This is a genomic window from Arthrobacter sunyaminii (assembly GCF_018866305.1).
Classification (GTDB): domain Bacteria; phylum Actinomycetota; class Actinomycetes; order Actinomycetales; family Micrococcaceae; genus Arthrobacter_B; species Arthrobacter_B sunyaminii.
This window is the reverse complement of sequence record NZ_CP076456.1, coordinates 789,722-808,714: the sequence shown is the minus strand read 5'-3', so window position 1 is coordinate 808,714 and position 18,993 is coordinate 789,722. Positions and strand designations below refer to the sequence as shown.

Below are 18,993 nucleotides of genomic sequence, written 5' to 3'. Positions count from 1 at the left end.
GTGGGCGGATCAGCGGGCGGCACCGGCTGTTCCGGGTTCCTCCCGCAGTCCTGCCCTGAGGGCAAAGGGCAGGATTCCGCCGTGGCGGATGTACTCGGCTTCTACGGGCGTGTCCACGCGGACGTCGACGTTGAACGCCACACACGCGCCGTCGGCCCGCCGGGCGTCGATGCGCACAGTGCGCGGCCATCCGCCGTCGGTGAACCCGGCCAGACCGGACACGCTGTATTCCTCGCTGCCGTCCAGGCCCAGGGTGGAAGCGCTGTTCCCCGGCCGGAACTGCAGGGGAATGACGCCCATCCCCACAAGGTTGGAGCGGTGGATGCGTTCAAAGGACTCGGCGAGCACTGCCCTGACCCCCAGCAGATAGGTGCCTTTGGCGGCGTAGTCGCGGGCCGAGCCGCTGCCGTATTCGCGTCCTGCCAGGATCAGGAGCGGGACGTTCCGGTTCCGGTAGTGCTCCGCGGCGTCGAAGACCGTCATCTCCGCGCCGTCGGGCAGGGTGCGGGTGTAGCCGCCGTCGCGTCCGTTCGCCAGCTCGTTCCGCAGCCGCACGTTGGCGAAGGTGCCGCGCACCATGACCTCATGGTTACCGCGCCGGGAACCGTACGTATTGAAGTCCCGCCGGGAAATGCCCTGCGCCAGCAGGTACTGGCCCGCCGGGCTGTCGGCCCGGATCTGTCCCACCGGACTGATGTGGTCCGTGGTGACCGAGTCCCCCAGTTTCAGCAGCACCCGTGCTCCGGCCAGGTCGGTTATGGGTGCCGGTTCCGTGCCGGCCCCGTCCAAGAAAGGGGATCGGCGCATGTAGGTGGACTCGCCGAATTCATAGGCTGAAGCAGTCGGGACATCCAGGGCCTCCCACTGCGGTGTCCCGGCGAAGGCCTGGGCATAGGTCTCCTGGTACAGGGAACGGGTGACTGCCCGGGAGAGCTCCTGTTCCACCTCCCCGGGTGCGGGCCAGAGGTCCTGCAGGTAAACGGCAGAGCCGTCCGCTTCCCGGCCCAGCGGGTCCCGAAGCAGGTCAACGTCCATGGTCCCGGCGAGCGCGTAGCCAATCACCAGGGGCGGGGAGGCCAGGTAGTTCATGCGGACGTCGGGACTGATCCGGCCCTCGAAGTTCCGGTTTCCTGACAATACGGAGGTCAGGACCACGTCCTTTGCCGCAGCGGAGACCGGTTCAGCCAGAGGCCCGGAGTTGCCCATGCAGGTGGTACAGCCGTAGCCCACTACGTGAAAGCCCAGCTTTTCCAGATCAGGCATCAGCCCCGCCTGTTCCAGATAGCGGGTCACCACCTGCGAGCCCGGGGCAAGGGACGTCTTTACCCACGGCGGCACGCTCAGTCCGCGTGCGACGGCGTTGCGGGCCAGGAGTGCGGCGGTCATCATCACATGCGGATTGGAGGTGTTGGTGCAGCTGGTGATGGCGGCAATGGCCAGCGCCCCGTGCTGCAGCCTGACAGTGGCCTCGCCAAGCGCCACGTCCAGCCCGGTGTCACCGGCCGGGCGGCCGTTGTCTCTGTCCTTCTCCAGCAGGATTGCCAGGTCCTGCCGGAAGGTGGTGTGGGCGCGGTTCAGCGGAATCCGGTCCTGCGGCCGGTACGGTCCGGCGATCGAGGGCACCACCTCCGAGAGGTCCAGCTGCAGGGATTCGCTGTACCGTGCCGGAGAGCGGCCGCCGTCGCTGAACATCCCCTGGGCCCGGGCATAGGCCTCAATCAGTTCCACCTGCTCCTCGGGACGGCCCGTCAGCCGGTAGTAGTCCAGAGTGGCGGCGTCCATCGGGAATAGGGCCGCCGTGGAGCCGAACTCCGGGGACATGTTGGCTATGGTTGCCCGGTCCGCCACCGGCACCCCGACCATGCCCGGTCCGTGGAACTCCACGATCTTGCCCACCACGCCGTGCCCGCGCAGCAGTTCGGTTATCCTCAGGACGAGGTCCGTTGCGGTGGTTCCGGCCGGCAGCTTACCGGTGAACTCCACTCCCACCACCGGCGGAACGAGCATAGACAGCGGGTGGCCCAGCAGTGCGGACACTGCCTCGATGCCGCCTACTCCCCAGCCCAGGACGCCCAGCCCGTTGACCATCGTGGTGTGGCTGTCGGTGCCAATGCAGGAATCCGGATAGGCGATCAGTTCCCCGTCGGCTTCGGCCGTCATGACCCCGCGCGTGAGGTGCTCGATGTTGACCTGGTGGATGATTCCGCGGCCCGGCGGGACCACCCGCAAACCTTCGAAGGCATCCTGGGCCCAGCGGAGAAAGCGAAAGCGTTCCTCATTACGTTCAAACTCGTGGTAGGCATTGCGGCGGAAGGCGTCGCGGCTGCCGGAACTGTCCACGATCACTGAGTGGTCCACCACCAGCTCGGCCGGAATGAGCGGCTTGATCCGGGACGGGTTCCCGCCGTGGGCGGCGACAGCCGCCCGCAGGGTCACCAGGTCATGGATCACGGGGGCTCCGGCCATGTCCTGCATGACCACCCGTGCAGGATGGAAGGGAATCTCCAGCGCCGTTTCCGTCATCCCTGCAGCCGCCTGGACCAGGGCGTCCACCATCTCCGGTCCGGCGCCGTGCCGCAGCATATTCTCCACCAGGATTTTCAGGCTCAACGGCAGAAACTCCACACCCTCCACGCCTGTGATGTCCACGTAACGCACGGGGCCGGTGGAAACCTGGAGGAGGCCAGTTGCCGGAGGGGCTGCGGTGGAAGTGCTCGTCATGGCGGAGTCTTTCGTCAGTGACCGGGAGGTCAGGGTTCAGGGGACGTCGCGCGGGGCGGGTCCCACGTAATCCGGTAGGATCGTCCGGTGCTCCGGCCCCTTGTTCCGCGCTCCGGAGTTCGACTCCTCCCAGGCGTGGGCCAACGCTCCGATGGAGCGGGAGAGGATAAACAGTCCCCGCCCCAGGACCGGCGCAAAGCCCAGTTCGGCGTAGATAATGGCAGTGGCGCCGTCGATATTCATGGGAATCGGGCGTTGGCGGCCTTCGTTGATCTGCCGTTCAATCTCCAGGGCGGCCTCCAGCACCCTGCCCTCCACCACCCCGTCCTCCCGGGCCTGCGTCACGGCGGCCACCAGCGGTTCCCGGCGCGGATCAACCGGGTGGAAGCGGTGGCCAAATCCGGGAACATATTTGTTTTCCGCCCGTAGCCGGGCAATTTCAGCGGCGACGGTCTCCGGCAGCGGCCGGGGGTCCTGAAGGATCGTTGCGAAGATCTCCATCAGCTCCTGGCCGGCGCCGCCGTGCACATCGCCGAGGACGTTGGTGGCGGATGCCATGGCGTTGTTGATCCCCACCCCGCAGGTCATGGCCATGCGGGCAATGGCGATGGACGGTGCCTGCGGTCCGTGGTCCACACCGGCCACCAGTGCCCGTTCCAGCAGCCGCGCCTGCGGAACACTGGGCAGCTCGCCGCGGGTCAGCAGCCAGGCCATGGTGGCCATGCCGACCTCGGGAGCTGCGATCAGTTGTTCCACCGGGTATCCGTGATAGCGGATCACCCCGGGTGAGATGTCCGAGATGGAGGTCTTCCACCAGTCCGAGCGCTCCATCAGATGACCCCTTCTGCGCGCATGGCCGCGATGTCCTCGGCGCTGTAGCCGAGGCCGGTCAACACCGTTTCGGTGTGTTCACCCAGCAGCGGCGGCGGAGTATCGGGGGTGACCGCGGCGCCGTCGACGTGCGTGGGGGCGCCGAGCAGCCGGATATCGCCGTCGGGCCCCACTCCGGTGCCGGTGATGCCGGCCGCCGCGTCAATCCTGAGGGTGGACACCAGGCCGCGTTCGACAATCTGCGGGGAGTCCAGGACGGCGGCCACGTCCATCACGGGAGCTCCCGGAATGCCGGCAGCGGCGAATTCCTTGTCCCAGTGCGCGCTGGGGCGGGTGGTCAGGACCGACTCGATTTCCGCCTTCAGCGCCAGGCGGTTGGTTTTGCGGGCCTCCCGTTCCGCGAACCGGGGGTCGCCGGCGAGGTCGGGGCGGCCGAGGATGCGGCACAGTTCTTCGAACTGTTCCTGTTTGTTGGCAGCGATGTTGAAGTCGCCGTCGGCGGTGGAGAAGGTGCCCGACGGCGCGGCCGTCCGGTTTTCGTTGCCCATCGGCACCGGCTCGCTGCCGCCCACCAGATAGTCCGAGGCCACCCAGCCCATGGCGGTCAGGGTTGCTTCCAGCATGGACACGTCCAGGAAGGCGCCTTCGCCGGTGCGGCCGCGGCGGACCAGGGCCGAGGCGATGGCGAAGGCTGCGGCGAATCCGCCCACGGTGTCTGCAATGGGGGCGCCCACGCGCAGCGGTGCCGTCTCGGTGTTCCCCGTAACGGACATCAGCCCGGACATCCCCTGAATGATCTGGTCATAGGCCGGCCGGTCACGCAGCGGTCCGCTTTGTCCGAATCCGGAGATGGCGCAGTAGACAATTCCCGGATTGATTTCCCGCAGGGCGTCCCAGCCGAATCCCAGCCGGTCCATCACACCGGGGCGGAAGTTCTCCAACACCACGTCATGGGTTTCAACGAGTTGGCGGAAGATGTCCTTGCCGCGCTCGGACTTGAGATTCAGGGTCAGCGAGCGCTTGGAACTGTTTTGGGCAAGAAAGGAGATGCCCAGGTGGCGGGCGCTTAAGTCGGCGGATGCCCCCAGCTTCCGCGCCAGGTCTCCTCCGGTGTGCGCCTCGACTTTCAGGACGTCAGCGCCCATCAGCGCCAACTGGTAACCGGCAAACGGCCCGGACAGCACGTTGGTCAGGTCTAGGACCCGAACACCCTCTAACAGATTTGTTCTCATACCCAGTCTTCCTCCGGAGCACGCCCGTCGGGAGGCGGGCGGCCACACCGATTCCTGCTCGGCAGGGCCTTCATCGACGCAGCGTGCCGTCATCTCCCGGGCGCTTGACCGCTGCGGTCTGCCCTCAGGTTGCTGCGAACCGCTTCTCAGCTCGCGTTGTGGACTCTATCCGCGGACGCCCTGCCTCTGAACCGCTTCGATCATCCAGCGGAACGCGCGTTTCGAGCTCTATTGCTGTCGGCCTGGTCGGGTTGATGCGGCGCGCAGGCACCGCGGTCTTGTTCGGGTTATGCCTGTTTGATCGAGGACCGGATGATGACCGGCATGTCCACGAGGTGCTCGCCGCCTTTGGCGCCATCCAAAAGCAGTTCAACGGCGAGCCGGCCCATTTCCTCATGAGGAAGTCCGATGGTGGTCAGCCCCGGGCGAAGGTACGAGGCAATTTCGTCATTGTCGAAGGAAACAATAGAAACATCCTCCGGCACCCGGAGACCCTTCTCCGTCAACGCCTGATAGGCACCGAATGCCAGCGGGTCATTCAAGCAGATCAATGCCCGGGGCGGGGGCATTTCGTTCAGGAGTTTATGCACGCAGGCGTAGCCATTCTGCGGCTCCCAGTCCCAGATGGATTCTTCCCTTTCAAAGGACAATCCCCGGTCCTTCATTTCGGACCGTATGCCGCCCAGCCGCCGTGCCACCGTGGTGGACCGGAACACATTCCGCTCTTTCACCTCGTTGTGCCCAATAAGGAATATGCCCTCTTTGTGCCCGGCGTCTGCCAGCAGGGACACGGCTGCCCGGCCACCGCGTTCTTCGTCGGGCAGGACCGACGCCGGAAAGTGCTCGTTGATGGCGTTGAGCAGTACCACCGGAACGTTTTCCTGCAGGGCCGGGATAAACAGTTCACGCGCCCGGGTCGCGGCAAAAACTATGCCGTCAACCTGTCGATCCAGGAGCGCGGCAATGGCTTCGGTTTCACGCGCATGGTCTCCGCCGGTTTCGGCCACCAGAATGACGTGGCCTGCCTGCTCCGCTGCGGCGAGGGCCCCCTTGATCAGGCCGCTCGCAAATCGGGTGGTGGCCACCGTGTCCGAGACGAAGCCAATGGTTTGTGTCTTATCCACCCGCAAAGCCCGCGCCGCCACATTCGGCCGATAACCAAGCTCTGCCGCGGCTAGATTCACCCGGTCATGGGCGTCTTTCGACAGCCGGGTATCCGGACGGCCGTTAAGAATCATGGACGCCGCGGAGGACGACAAACCTGCCCGACGTGCGACGTCGGCAAGGGTCACACGCTTGCTGGTGGCCATAATTCCTCCTGCTCGATGCTAACTGCCGATAACGACTTGGCAAATTCACTTGCGGTATTGCCGGATTAGGGTCAGGCTATGTGCTGAATGGATTTAGCACACTGCGCCAAAGTGATCTGACAAAGCGCATCATCGACAAAGGAGTCAAGAAATGGATTCATCACTGCGGCGCCCACGGCGCCGTCAACCAATTGCCGCGGTTTCCTTTCTCGCCGCCGCCGGCCTTGCCCTCGCCGGATGTGCTCCGGGCAGCGGCGGAGACGACAACGCCGCGTCCTCCGAGGTCACCAGCGCGGAGGTGAACACCGAACTCACGTCAGAGGACGTCACCATCACCATCGCCGATGAGACAGGCTTTCCGGTGACGGATGTTTTGGCGGAGGAATTCACCAAGCAGCACCCCAATGTCACGTTTGAAATTACGCGCGACACTTTCCAAAACCTGACTGCCAACGCCCCCAAGCTGCTGGCCGGAGACAATCCGCCGGACCTGATCCGGCTGCCCACCATCGGCGACACCGCCGGTGACGGCCTGCTGGCCAACCTGGATCCGTATGCCGAAGCTTACGGATGGGATGCCTGGCCGGAGACCCAGCTGTCTCCGCTGCGGATGAATGAGGAGGGAACCCGCGGTTCCGGACCGCTGTATCAGGTGGGTCTTGGCTACAGCGTCACCGGCATTTTCATGAACACTGCCATTGCCGAGGATTTGGGCATCGACGCGCCCCCGCAGACCTGGGACGAGCTTGAGGAAGACCTGGCCACGGCCAAGGACGCCGGAGTGCAGCCCATCATGGCCGGGGACAAGGACGGCGTGGTGAACTTCGCCATTCAGGCGGCCATGAACCAGTACGCGGACAAGGATGAATTCCTCTCCTGGATGTTCAACGAACCCGGCAGCTCCTATGCCACGGAAGGGAACATCCAGGGTGCCGAAGTCATCCGCACCTGGGCTGACAAGGGGTATTTCCCCTCGGACATCAACGCCATTGATTACTTCACGTTCGTCAGCCGCTTCTCGGACGGTGAGGGTCTGTTTACCTTCAACGGCAACTGGGAAGCAGCGAATTACCAGAAGGCGCTGGGCGACGACGTCGCGTTCTTCCTGGTCCCGCCGCTGGAAGAGGGAGGCGACCACGTGGCCATGGGTGCCGCCAACTCATTCTCCGTTGCCGCCGGCTCGGATGACCTGGACACCACCACGTACTTCCTGAACTGGATCCACACCGACCCGGCCGCGCGCCAGATCATCTCCGACGTCACGGGCGCCTCCCCGGGCGGAGACCCGTCGCTGGAACAGCCCACCGTGGAGGAAGGTTCCCTGATCGCTTCCGCCCTGGACATGGCGGCGCAGATCGGTGAGGAAAACGGACAGGTGGACTTCATGTCCAATACAACGTCCGGCATTTATGCCGGATCGATCATCCCGGAGTCCCAGCTGCTGGTGACCGGCAAAATCACCGGCGAAGACTTCGTCAACCGCGTGCAGGCGTTCTACGAAAGCGAAGTGAACGGCTGATGCAAAAAGCCACCGCCGGTCCTGTCCGCCGACGTTCCGGGCAGCACGAACCCCCCGCCCCGGGGTCGACGTCGACAGGGCCGGCTGTGGCTACCCGCAGCCGGGGCAAGCGGCGACAGGGCAAACGGCGGTCCCTGGGCCGCGCGGGTTATGTCGCCTGGCTGATGCTCCTACCGGCCATCGCCGTCTATGCCGGTTTTGTCCTTATTCCGCTGGCAATGGGCCTGCAGTACTCTTTCTACGACTGGAACGGGGTCGGAGCATCCACCTTCGTGGGGATCAAGAATTATGCGAAGGTTCTGACGGATCCCGTTCTGCTCGGTTCGATCCTCAACGCCATCACCCTGATCGTGTTCTTCACGCTCATCCCCATCGGCGTCGGGCTGATCCTGGCCAGCCTGATCCGGTCCATGCGCCAGGGACTTATGTCTTCGGCGGCACAGACCATCCTGTTCCTGCCGCAGATTGTGCCCCTCGCTGCGGCGGGTATCGCCTGGTCCTGGATGTACGCGCAGACAGGCACGGTCAACCAGATCCTCAGCGCCGTCGGGCTCGGCGGGATCACCCGGTCGTGGCTGGCGGACTACGGAACTGCCCTCCCCGCCGTCGGGCTCATTGGTTCCTGGGTCCTCACCGGCCTGTGCACTGTGCTGCTGCTGACCGGCATCGGCAAGATTGAGGCCTCCCTTTATGAGGCAGTAAGGCTCGACGGCGCCGGCTGGTGGCGGGAATTCTTCACTGTCACGCTGCCGGGACTGCGGCAGGAAATTGCGGTCCTGGCGACTCTGACCATCATTGCCGCCCTGAGCAGCTTCGACATTATCTACACCTCCACGCAGGGCGGCCCCGGCCGCACCACCCTCGTCCCGGGCATTTCCATTTTCCGCATTGGCTTCACCCAAAGTGATGTTGGCTTGGCGTCGGCCTTTGGAATTGTGCTGATGGTCCTCGTCCTGCTGGTAGTACTTCCCATTCAGCGACTTTCGAAGGTGAACGACTGATGCGTACCAGCCGCAGTGAACTCCTGCTCGGCCGGCTGCTGCTGGCGGCAGCTCTTATTCTGACTCTCCTGCCCCTGATCAGTATGCTGTCCGCGGCGCTGCAGCCGGCGGACCGGAATCCCACCGGCATTGTCTGGCCCACCGACCCGCAGTGGGGCAACTTCGTTACGGCCTTTGAGGTGGGCAACGTCTGGCGGCTGATGACGTCCAGCGCATTCATCGTTCTGGGCGTGGTGCCCGCGTCGATGCTCATCGCCACCCTCGCCGGCTATGCCCTCGGCGCGCTCGCCCCGAAGGGCGGCCGGGCGGTCCTGATCATCTTCATCGCCGGACTGACTATCCCGTTTGAAGCCCTGATCATCCCGCTGTATTACCAGTCCCAGGCCATGGGGACCCTCAACACCCAATGGGCCGTGATCTTCCCGCTGCTGGGGCTCTTCATGCCCTTCAGCGTGTTCTGGATGCGTGCCCACTTCATCAACGTTCCCCGCGAGTTGTCCGAAGCCGCCCGGGTGGACGGCGCATCGGTCTTCCAGGAGTTCCGGCAGATCCAGCTTCCCCTCGCGCTGCCTGCACTCTCGGCTCTGGCGATTCTCCTGTTCCTCTGGACCTGGAACCAGTTCCTGCTCCCCGTGGTGCTCATCGCCGACCCGCTTGACCGCACTGTGGCGGGAGCGCTCACCTTCTTCCAGGGACAGTACTCCCTGAGCATCCCGCTCCTGAACGCGGGAGCACTGCTGATCATCACGCCGGCCATCATCGTGTTCCTCATCTTCCAGCGCCAGTTTGTCCGCGCCCTGCTGCAGGGCGCCGTCAAGGGCTGACTCCGCAACGCCTCCAGTCTCCGATTAAGGACCACGCACCATGAGCTTTGCCCTCACCGACCACTGGGTCTGGGATTTCTGGCATGCCGACGACGGCGAGACGCACCACCTCTACTATCTGCATGCGCCCCGGTCACTGGCAGACCCTGGCCTTCGCCACCGGAACGCACGGATCGGCCTTGCCACCTCGGATGATCTTTCAACGTGGGTCGACCACGGAGTGGTCCTTGAGCCGGGCGGGGCCGCGGACTTCGATTCCAGTGCCACGTGGACCGGCAGCGTGGTTCAGGACGACGACGGCGCCTGGCACATGTTCTACACCGGCACCCGGTTCCTGCATCCGGAGCGGATCACGAATGTGGAAAGCATCGGCCATGCCTCCTCCCCCGATCTGTTCACCTGGTCCAAATCCGCGCTGCACGTTCCCGCCGATCCCCGCTGGTATGAAACCCTCGGCGACGGCACCTGGCATGAGGAAGCCTGGCGGGACCCGTGGATCCACCGTGACTCGGCAGGGCTCTGGCACATGCTGGTAACCGCCCGGGCAGTGGTCGGCACCGGGCGGGACCGCGGCGTCGTCGGGCACGCCACGTCTGCCGACCTGCGGAACTGGACCGTCCAGCCTCCGCTGAGCGAACCCGGCGCTGGCTTTGCCCACCTCGAGGTGCTTCAGCTGGTGACCATCGAGGACCGGCATGTGCTCCTGTTCTCCTGCGACACGGCCCACCTTGCCGGTGAGCGCGAAGCCGAGGGAGTGCAGGGCGGCATCTGGGCGCTGCCCCTGGCCACGGATCGGCTGGAACATCCCCTGGACATTTCCTCCGCCACCCGCCTGACAAGCGAGGAGTTCTACGCCGGACGCGCAGTGCGCAACCGTGAGGGTCAGTGGGTGCTGCTCGCTTTTGAAAACGTCGACGCCGAGGGTACGTTCATCAGCGGCATTTCGGATCCCCTCCCCCTGGAATGGGCACCGGACGGCAGCCTGTGCCTCGCGCCGGCCGGGATTCACGCATGAGCGGCGACCCGTCAGGCATCCACGGCACCTTCGAGACGCGTTTCCTGCCGGTCCGGGATGCCTTCGCTGCCGCCTTCCGCGGAAGGCCCCGTATGGGTGCAGCCCTGGCGGTGCATCACCAGGGAGAACTGGTGGTCGATCTGTGGGGCGGGATGGCAGACGCGCGCAGCTCGGTTCCCTGGACCAGCGACACGTCCACCGTGATTTTTTCCTGCACCAAGGGCATCATGGCCGTCCTTGCGGCACGGCTGGTTGAATCCGGGCGGCTGGACTACGACCTGCCGCTGGCTGACCTCTGGCCGGAGTTTGGCGTGCACGGCAAAAACACGGTGACCGTGGGAGATGTGCTGGCCCACCGCGCGGGGGTGTCTGCGCCGCGTGAATCCGTTGATCTGGCGCAGGCGCTGAACTGGGAGGAAATGACCCGGCTGCTCGCTGAGCAGGAACCCCTGTGGGAACCGGGAACGGGCTACGGATACCATGCCCTCACGCACGGGTGGCTGTCCGGGGAAATCATCCGCCGGACCACCGGGCAAACTCCCGGAGAGTTCATGCACGAAACCCTGGCTGATCCGTTGATGGCGCGGCTGCAGCTCGGCGTGCCGGAGGATCAGCAGGGCGACATTGCCCATCTTGAAGCAGGCGCAACCCTGCAGGAAATGGTCCGGTCCCAGCAGGCGGCACGGCAGCCGGGCGTTCCGGACTGGCCGGCCCGGGCCCTGACCCTGGGCAGTGCCTTCCCGCAGGAACTGGTGGGTGACGATGCGGGCTTCAACCGCTCCGACGTCCGGGCGGCTCAGTTGCCCGGGGCCGGCGCGGTTGCCACGGCTCACGGGTTGTCAGCGGCGTGGTCCTCGGTTGTCCATGACACCGCCGCCACCCGCCGGCTGGATCCCGGCGTCCTCAAGCGGGCTGTGGACGTGCGCAGCGAAGGCTCCCCCGTGTTTGCCGCCGCTGCGCCGTGGCCGCGGTGGGGCGCCGGGTTCCAGCTTGATTCGGCGGCGCGGCGCTACGTTTCCCCCGACGGATTCGGGCACGACGGCGCGGGCGGGCAGGTGGCATTTGCCGAACCTTCGCTGGGGCTGAGCTTTGCGTTTCTGACCAACTGGATGGAAGCCGGTGATGACGTGCGGGCCACGCGGATCATCGACGCGCTGCGGGAGATTGTGGAGTCCTAGGCGGTGGCTGCCGCGGCTAGCATCCCGTCCGCGCTTTCGGGCGACTCCATATTGGCCATCCCGGACATGGGTGGAGCCCGCGAGATTCCCCGGGCTCCACCTCATTTGCTGCCTGCTACTGCATTGTGCCTACTACTGCACGGTCACCTGCCCAATGAGGCGGGTGTCCGAGACGGAGCGGCCCACGTAAATGGCCACGGGCCCGGTGGGGGTGACGAAGTCATCTGCTTCGTCGTCCCAGTACTGGAGCGACCGCGGATCCAGTTCGATGTTTACCGTTCCCACCCCGCCGGGCGGGAGGGTGATGCTGCCGTACCCTGCCAGCTGTCGGGCCGGCGTCGGTTCCTCACCGGGAAGATTGCCGACGTATACCTGCACGGTTTCCTGACCGGTTCGGGTACCCAGGTTCGATATCTGCACCGACACGTTCCCGCTCGGATCGTCCGCATCCACCACGGCGGGCGTGGAGAGGTTGCGGTAGCCGAACGATGTGTAGGAGAGCCCGTGGCCAAAGGGGAACAGCGGAACCGCACCCTGGGTCACATAATTCTTGTACCCGACAAACACGCCGTTGGTGTACTCCACCGTGGGGCTCACCACGTCAAAGATGTCGAACGGGTTTGACGGCCCCACAGTGGTGGCCTGCTCATCACTGACCGGGAACGTGACCGGAAGCTTCCCGGACGGATTCACGTCTCCGTAGAGCACCGAGGCGACGGCCCGTCCCTGGGCCTGCCCGGCGTACCAGGCTTCCAGGACCGCAGGCACGTCGCCGATCCAGGGCATGGTCACCGGTCCGCTGGTGGCCAGCACGACGACGGTGTTCGGGTTGGCTGCCACTACCGCGCTGATCAGGGCATCCTGGTTCTGCGGCAGCACCAGCGAACCGCGGTCCGCTCCCTCTCCGGTGTAGTCCCGGGCCACCACAACGGCAACGTCGGCCGCCGCCGCCGCCTGCGCAGCGGCGGTGATGCTCGGTGCCACCACGCCCTCGGGCGGAGTCCAACCCAGCCGGGCGATGGCGCCCGGCTGGTCATTGAGCCCGCCGTTGAACTGGTTCGGCGCGTCAGTGGTGTATTCCACCCGCACCGGGACACTGGTTCCGGCCGTCAGGTCCACCGTTACCTCATCCGTCAACAAGGTATCCGCGGGTTCGTTGATGACCTCTGTTCCGTTGACGTAGAGCCGTGCGGTGCCCAGGTGGGTAAGGGTGAGCGTGTAGGTTCCCGTGGACGGCGGCACGATCGTTCCGGTCCAGACCGCCGACATGGGTTGCGTAGCCAGCTGGCCGCCGATCCCGGGGACCTGCGATGTGTTAATGACGTCCGCGGAAATGCCGGTCCGCAGGTTTACCTGACGCTCGGAACGAGCCAGTGTGGTTTCTCCGATGAAATTGTCCACGCCCAGCCGGTACTCGGCATTGACGTTCGTGAGCACGTCGCTCGGCATCGGGAACGGTCCGGGAACCGTATCCGCCAGCGACACCGGGTCAGTTCCCGGAGACTGGGTGACGGTGGCACCCGTGGCCCGGGCGGTGATGCCGTCCAGGATGGTGGTCAGCTGCGCCGGGTTCTGGACCGCGCCCGAGCCGCCGCCGTCGATATACCAGTCTGCATCGGACCCGATGACAGCCACCGAGGAGGTGTCGGCGTTGACCAGCGGAAGAGCATCACCGCTGTTCTTCAGCAGGACAATGGCATTTTCGGCCACCTCCTCAGCGATCGCATCATGGGCTGCCAGCATGTTGTCCGGAATTGCAACGTCCGTTGGCTGCGGATTCACAAAGGAGTTCACCGGCGGGTTGTCGATGATGCCGTTCTCGAACATGGCGTAGGCCACGCGGCGCGCGGCGTCGGTGACCCGCAGTTCGGAAACCTCGCCGGCCTCGACGGCTGCGGTCAGGGCTGGCCCGGAGAACTCGGTCCCGGGACCGGCAACGTCCAGCCCGTTCGCGTAGTCGGAGAACGCATGGGCCGCGTTGAAGTCCGAGCTGACAAAACCTTGGAACCCCAGCCTGCCCTTGAGGATCTGGTTCAACAGCAGGTCATTGCCGCACGAGTACTCGGAGTTCACCTGGTTGAACGCGCACATGACGGACCCCGCGTTTCCGTTCACCACAACGTTTTCCCAGTTACGGCTGTAGGTCTCCAGAAGCGGCCGCTCGTCAATGAGCACATTGACGTCGCCCCGGCGGGATTCAAAGTTGTTCAGGTTGTAGTGCTTGGGCAGGGCTATGATGTCGGGCCCCTGTTCGCCGATCACCTGTGACGCCGCTGTGTCTCCGCTCAACATGGGGTCTTCGCCCAGGTCCTCCCACATGCGTCCGTTGAAGGGGGTGTTGACCAAGTCCATGGTGGGCCCGGCAATCGAATTGAAGCCGACGGCGCGGGCTTCCTCTCCGCCTACCGCGCCGTAGGCGCGGGCCAGAGTGGGATCGAAGGTGGAGGCCAGACCCACGCCAACCGGCAATGCGGTGGACGGACCGGTCTCCAGGGCCAGGCCGCAGCAGCCGTCCTTGCCCCGGATCGGTGGCAGACCGAATTCGGGGACTCCGGTGCCGCCAGACTGGACCAGGTATCCGACCTTCTGCTCCAGGTTCATCGCGGCGGTGGCCCAATAGGCCCGGGTGAGGGCGTCCTCGTCGCTGCCCAGCCACGGATTGCCCGCCGGGACCGGCGGATTACAGCCGCCCTGGCTGCCGTTGTACCTGTCCAGCCGTTCCATGAAGGCAGCCATCGCATTCCGTGCCACCGGAAGGAACGGCCGATAGGTGCCGTCCGGCCAACCGGTGGAGATCCCCGCCTCCTTCATCCAGGCAATGTCCGTGGCGAACTGCAGGTCCACCGGCACATCGGTGAACGGCGGCGTAGTGGGCGCCGGGAAATCCCGTGCCGCCTCAATGCTGCAGTAGGTGCCGCTGTAGCGGTGCATGAACGCCGCCATCATGTCCCTGGCAACCGGGGTCAGCGGGCGAAAGGTGCCGTCCGGGTAGCCGGTGGTGATGCGGGTCGAGGCAAGCCACGTAATTTCCTTGTAGAACGCTGTTTGCGGCGTGATATCGGTAAACGGCGAGGTGGCCGGTGCCTCGAAATACGGTTGCCCCGCCAGCCGGTAAATGAAAGCGGCCATCGCATCACGGGCAACAGGCGCCAGCGGCCGATATGTGCCGTCCGGAAAACCAGTGGTGATGCCGTTGGCGGCAATAAACAGGATGTCCGCTTCAAACGGATCCCCCGCGATATCCGTGAAAGGGGGCGGCTGGACCGTATAGGAAGGATCAGCCTGCAGCGGTGCGACGTCGTCGGCACCCACCGCCGAGGGAAGAAAACCGGTCACGGCGAATAGCCCCAAAAAGGCCACCAATCCGTACCGGCGCGCCGTGCGGCGTTTTAATCTGAACATACAAGCTCCTCAATTTGCGGCGGTGCCGAGTGATTTGAGGCATCACCGTATGCAGGGTAAGAGCGCGCCGGCCTCAGTGGTGCCGTGCCGAAACGAAGGAAGCGCAAACGCCGTAATAGCCCTAAGCCGTCTGTGCTGAGGTTTACGGTGATTGCCCAACAGTTGCGAGTGTGAATGTGCGTAACCGGAGTCTAGAAGGGGGGTCACGGGGCTGGGAATGGCAAAAAATACCCGCTTAATTGTGTACTTCCGCCACTACTTGATGCCGATGTGAGCGCATGGAACCGGCCAGCCGCGAATCCGGTGAGCAGGCGGTGCCGCTGCTACGGGCGGCCTACCCGTGCGAGGGCCTATACGCGGGAATGGTTTCGGGCAGCTCTCCCTATCTGCCGTCCGCCGGCCATTAGCCCGTACAGGTGGGCGCGGGGCGTGAGCCGTTCACGGACCAGGCACGGGCGCAGACCAGGACCTTACGCAGCCGGTCCACCTCCGAGTCCATACCGCAGGACGCGGCGGGTCCTGTGCTCAGAGCTCTATCCAGCCCCGGGTCAGGGCGAGCACACCTGCAACGGCTCCTGCCAATGTAATGAGGAAAAGGAACAGCTCCCCTCCCCGGAAGACGCGCTGCCCTTGTTCACGGCGGGCGATCACGAACAGGACGGTGGCGGGGGCGTAGAAGATCATCGAAAGCAGCACCAGAGGCAGCCCGGCGGCGTAGACCAGGAACACCGAGTAAACGGTGGCAATGACGGCAATGGTCAGGTCGCCCCGCCGGATGCGGCTCGGGGCTCCTTCATACGTTTCCCCGCTCCAGCCGAGCTTGAGGGCGTAGAGGGCCGCGAAAAGGAGGGAAAACAACGTCAGGACCGCGGTCATGTCCAGGGCGAAGTCGAAGGCGTCCTCGGAGAAGTAGGTGATAACCATAACCAGCTGGCTGAGCAGGGTGCTCAGCAGCAGGGCGTTAACCGGGACATCGTCATCACTGACCCGGGACAGGAACCGTGGCATGTCCTTCTCCGTGGCGGCCACGTACAGGACCTCCGCTGCCATCAGGCTCCAGGCCAGGTAGGCCCCCATCACCGAAATGATCAGGCCTGCGCTGACGAACACCAGCCCCCAGGTCCCCACTCCCGATTCCAGGACGCCCGCCATGGATGGTTGGCGCAGCTCGGCGAGCTGTTCCATCGGCAGGACGCCGTAGGAAACGATCGTGACCGAGGCAAAGATGGCAAAGACGCTCAGAAAGCCGAGGATGGTCGCCCTGCCAACGTCCTCCCGCCGTCGGGCATGGCGCGAATACACGCTGGCACCTTCAACACCGAGGAAAACGAATACAGTCACCAGCATCGTGTTGCTGACCTGTTCGAACAGCGGCCCCGTGTAGTCCGCCCCGGTAAGGTTTCCCGCGAAGACGGCGGGGTCGAACAGGAAGACAGCAAACAGCACGAAGACCAGGATGGGCACAACCTTGGCGATCGTGACGATCCGGTTGATGGCCGTGGCTTCCCTGATGCCGCGCCTGATCAGGAAGAAGAATCCCCACAGCCCGGCCGAGGAGAGCACGACGGCGAGGAGGGTGTCCCCTGCGCCCAACTGCGGAAACAAGACTCCCAGCGTGGACATGGTGAGCACCCAGTAGGTGACGTTTCCCACGCAGGCACTGGCCCAGTAACCCGCTGCGGAGAAGAACCCCACGTAGTTTCCGAAGCCGGCCTTGGCGTAGGCAAAGATCCCCGCATCAAGTTCCGGCTTGCGCATGGACAGCCGCTGGAACACAAAGGCCAGCATCAGCATGCCGGAACCGGCAATCAGCCAGGCGACCAGCGCACCCCACACCCCGGTTTCCTCGGCGAAGCGCTGGGGCAGGGAAAACACCCCGGCCCCGACCATGGACCCAATCACCACAGTGGTGAGGGTCAGCAGGGAGAGCTTGGCCGCTGGAGCCTTCTCCCCCGGAGCAGGCGGATTAGACATGGTTCTTTTCCAATCGGGTGTGGCGGCTGCTAAGGCAATACCGGGTAGACAACAGTGGAGGGGCACACCGCTTCCTGCAGGGGATCCTCTTTCGTCAGCAGCCTTACCATTATTCTCTCAGAAGGAGACGCCGGGCTCCGAATCGGCGGCCAGCACCTCGAGGCGGTTGCCGAAGGGTCCGCGCAGGGGAAAGGCGTGGACCCCGTCCAAGGTGGTGTCGGGTGTTGGCGCGGTCACCAAGCCGCCGCATCCCGCCGTCGTCGTGCCCTTAGTCGATCCCGTCCCGGATGATCGGGCAGGTCATGCAGTGCCCGCCGCCGCGGCCGCGGCCCAGCTCGGCACCCACAATCGGGATCACCTCGACGCCGGCGTTCCGCAGCGCCGCATTGGTCTGGGTATTGCGGTCGTAGGTGAACACCACACCCGGCCCCAGGGCGACGGCATTGTTCGCGCTGTCCCACTGCTGGCGTTCGGTGGCGTGGTAGTCCCCGGCGGTCTCCACCAGGCGCAGTTGCTTGTAGCCCATGGCTTCGGCGACCACGTCCGTGAAGCGGCGGTCCCGCTCGTCGCGCACTTCCAGGCCCAGGGGTTTGTCCGAGGGATGAATGGTGAAGGGGTGGATGCCGTCCACGATCGCCGGATGGATGGTGGCCAGGTCCCGGTCGGCGAAGGTGAACACGGTGTCCAGGTGCATGGCGGCGCGCAGCTTCGGCATGCCGGCGACGACAATCCGTTCCGCGGCTTCGTCCTTGAACAGGGCCTGCGCGAGCTGGGTGATGGCCTGCCGGGAGGTCCGCTCCCCCATGCCCAGCAGCACGGTGCCGTTGCCCACGGGCATCACGTCGCCGCCCTCCAGGTAGGCCTGGCTCCAGTCCTTTTCCGCGTCACCCCACCAGATCTTCGAGCCGGTGTAGTCCGGATGGAACCGGTAGATGGCCTGCATCAGCAGGGTCTCGTCGTGCCGTGCCGGCCAGTACAGCGGGTTCAGGGTCAGACCGCCGCCGATCCAGCAGGTGGTGTCCCGGGTGTAGAGGGTGTTCGGCAGCGGCGGCAGCAGGTACTCCGGACGGCCGGTGGATTCCCGGACCAGACCGACGTAGCCGGAGAGGTAGTCATCGGGAAGGTCCGACGTCGTGAGCCCGCCGATGAGGATCCGAGCCAGTTCCGCTCCGGTCAGTGAATCGAGGTAGGCGCGGGTGCCGGCCACCAGTCCCAGGCCGACGCGGTTGGCGATGATCTTGCGGTCCAGCAGCCAGGTCCGAGCCTCCGGGATGTCCATGGTCTGCCCGAGTAGGTCGTGGAGTTCGACGACGTCGACGCCGCGGCTGGTCATCTGGGTGACGAAGTCGGCGTGGTCGCGCTGGGCGTTCTCCACCCACATCACGTCATCGAACAGCAGGTCCTCACGGTTGGTGGGCGTGAGGCGTTCGTGGGCCAAACCCGGCGCGCAGACCAGGACCTTGCGGAGTTTGCCGACCTCGGAGTGCACGCCGTAGGACGCAGCCTTGCCGGTGGCGGTTGGGGAAAGCATGCGGTTCTCCTTGGTTCTTGGAACGAGGGTCTTTCCTGGAACTAGTGTTCCAGTTCGGTCAGCTCGCGGTTCAGTCTGTGTACGGTCCGGCCTGTGCACGCCGCCGGAGTGCTTCGTTGACCGCCGGGTCCTCCAGTGCGCGCAGCCAGGTGAGCAGTTCGTGTCCGGCGGCCGGATTGGCGGCGACGGCGGGGCGAGCAATCGGGTGGTCGGTGGCCAGTTCCTGCAGCCGCAGGTTGGCGGTTCCGGGATCCTCGGCTTCGGCGAGGATGGCCACCTCAACAGGGTCCACGTCCCCCGGCCGGGCTGCCGATGCTCCGCCGTTGACGATGTCGGCCGCCGGGATGTTCATCAGCGGGGTGGTCCGAGGTGTGGAGGGGGCGTTCTCTTCAGAGGGGTGTTCCTGCATTTCGTCGCGCATGGGATTCTCCTTTGTAAGTAGCCTTATAAACATC

At 65.1% G+C, this 18,993-nt stretch carries 13 protein-coding genes; 5 read left to right on the top strand and 8 right to left on the bottom strand.

Annotation, left to right across the window (positions count from 1 at the left end; genetic code table 11):
- Positions 1-9: 9 nt before the first annotated feature.
- The 4 genes from acnA to KG104_RS03485 form a co-directional block, all read right to left on the bottom strand.
- Positions 10-2,721, bottom strand: coding sequence for an aconitate hydratase AcnA (gene acnA, locus KG104_RS03500; protein ID WP_207347284.1), 2,712 nt, complete (start codon positions 2,719-2,721; stop codon positions 10-12).
- Positions 2,722-2,757: 36 nt separating this feature from the next.
- Entirely contained in the window at positions 2,758-3,552 is a 795-nt protein-coding gene (locus tag KG104_RS03495; RefSeq protein WP_207347283.1) for a citryl-CoA lyase, read from the bottom strand.
- A complete protein-coding gene (locus tag KG104_RS03490) occupies positions 3,552-4,784 on the bottom strand; it encodes a CaiB/BaiF CoA transferase family protein (RefSeq protein WP_207347282.1) in 1,233 nt (410 codons plus the stop codon). The genes KG104_RS03495 and KG104_RS03490 overlap by 1 nt, the downstream gene beginning before the upstream one ends.
- Before the next feature lie 287 nt (positions 4,785-5,071).
- On the bottom strand, positions 5,072-6,094 hold the full coding sequence (locus tag KG104_RS03485; RefSeq protein ID WP_207347281.1) for a LacI family DNA-binding transcriptional regulator: 1,023 nt from the start codon (positions 6,092-6,094) through the stop codon (positions 5,072-5,074).
- A gap of 151 nt (positions 6,095-6,245) precedes the next feature.
- Here KG104_RS03485 and KG104_RS03480 point away from each other — a divergent pair, with 151 nt between their 5' ends.
- From KG104_RS03480 to KG104_RS03460, 5 genes are all read left to right on the top strand, one after another.
- Complete coding sequence (locus tag KG104_RS03480) at positions 6,246-7,613, top strand: ABC transporter substrate-binding protein (RefSeq protein WP_207347280.1); 1,368 nt, start codon at positions 6,246-6,248, stop codon at positions 7,611-7,613.
- An 86-nt stretch (positions 7,614-7,699) separates the two neighbouring features.
- Entirely contained in the window at positions 7,700-8,614 is a 915-nt protein-coding gene (locus KG104_RS03475; protein ID WP_237688657.1) for a carbohydrate ABC transporter permease, read from the top strand.
- Positions 8,614-9,438 carry a carbohydrate ABC transporter permease gene (locus tag KG104_RS03470; protein ID WP_104054978.1) on the top strand — a complete coding sequence of 275 codons (825 nt, stop codon included), beginning with the start codon at positions 8,614-8,616 and terminating at the stop codon, positions 9,436-9,438. The genes KG104_RS03475 and KG104_RS03470 overlap by 1 nt, the downstream gene beginning before the upstream one ends.
- 40 nt (positions 9,439-9,478) lie before the next feature.
- Entirely contained in the window at positions 9,479-10,453 is a 975-nt protein-coding gene (locus KG104_RS03465) for a glycoside hydrolase family protein (protein ID WP_207347278.1), read from the top strand.
- Positions 10,450-11,631, top strand: a complete 1,182-nt coding sequence (locus KG104_RS03460; protein ID WP_207347277.1) for a serine hydrolase domain-containing protein — start codon at positions 10,450-10,452, stop codon at positions 11,629-11,631. Before KG104_RS03465 ends, KG104_RS03460 begins: the two co-directional genes overlap by 4 nt.
- Positions 11,632-11,763: 132 nt before the next feature.
- On the opposite strand, the gene KG104_RS03455 is transcribed toward KG104_RS03460, so the two are convergent.
- From KG104_RS03455 to KG104_RS03440, 4 genes are all read right to left on the bottom strand, one after another.
- A complete protein-coding gene (locus KG104_RS03455) occupies positions 11,764-15,033 on the bottom strand; it encodes a glycoside hydrolase family 3 C-terminal domain-containing protein (RefSeq protein ID WP_207347276.1) in 3,270 nt (1,089 codons plus the stop codon).
- Between the two features lie 525 nt (positions 15,034-15,558).
- Complete coding sequence (locus KG104_RS03450) at positions 15,559-17,007, bottom strand: basic amino acid/polyamine antiporter (protein ID WP_207347275.1); 1,449 nt, start codon at positions 17,005-17,007, stop codon at positions 15,559-15,561.
- A gap of 268 nt (positions 17,008-17,275) precedes the next feature.
- Entirely contained in the window at positions 17,276-18,538 is a 1,263-nt protein-coding gene (locus KG104_RS03445; protein ID WP_207347274.1) for an arginine deiminase, read from the bottom strand.
- Between the two features lie 70 nt (positions 18,539-18,608).
- The gene (locus KG104_RS03440; protein ID WP_207347273.1) at positions 18,609-18,959 is read right to left on the bottom strand and encodes a variant leucine-rich repeat-containing protein; all 351 of its coding nucleotides are present in this window, start codon (positions 18,957-18,959) and stop codon (positions 18,609-18,611) included.
- Positions 18,960-18,993: the final 34 nt, after the last annotated feature.

Coding starts and splice junctions, on each gene's coding strand:
- KG104_RS03455 (WP_207347276.1), bottom strand. CDS start 15,033: ATGTTCAGATTAAAACGCCGCACGGCGCGCCGGTACGGATTGGTGGCC.
- KG104_RS03465 (WP_207347278.1), top strand. CDS start 9,479: ATGAGCTTTGCCCTCACCGACCACTGGGTCTGGGATTTCTGGCATGCC.
- KG104_RS03470 (WP_104054978.1), top strand. CDS start 8,614: ATGCGTACCAGCCGCAGTGAACTCCTGCTCGGCCGGCTGCTGCTGGCG.
- acnA (WP_207347284.1), bottom strand. CDS start 2,721: ATGACGAGCACTTCCACCGCAGCCCCTCCGGCAACTGGCCTCCTCCAG.
- KG104_RS03490 (WP_207347282.1), bottom strand. CDS start 4,784: ATGAGAACAAATCTGTTAGAGGGTGTTCGGGTCCTAGACCTGACCAAC.
- KG104_RS03445 (WP_207347274.1), bottom strand. CDS start 18,538: ATGCTTTCCCCAACCGCCACCGGCAAGGCTGCGTCCTACGGCGTGCAC.
- KG104_RS03460 (WP_207347277.1), top strand. CDS start 10,450: ATGAGCGGCGACCCGTCAGGCATCCACGGCACCTTCGAGACGCGTTTC.
- KG104_RS03495 (WP_207347283.1), bottom strand. CDS start 3,552: ATGGAGCGCTCGGACTGGTGGAAGACCTCCATCTCGGACATCTCACCC.
- KG104_RS03485 (WP_207347281.1), bottom strand. CDS start 6,094: ATGGCCACCAGCAAGCGTGTGACCCTTGCCGACGTCGCACGTCGGGCA.
- KG104_RS03450 (WP_207347275.1), bottom strand. CDS start 17,007: ATGTCTAATCCGCCTGCTCCGGGGGAGAAGGCTCCAGCGGCCAAGCTC.
- KG104_RS03440 (WP_207347273.1), bottom strand. CDS start 18,959: ATGCGCGACGAAATGCAGGAACACCCCTCTGAAGAGAACGCCCCCTCC.
- KG104_RS03480 (WP_207347280.1), top strand. CDS start 6,246: ATGGATTCATCACTGCGGCGCCCACGGCGCCGTCAACCAATTGCCGCG.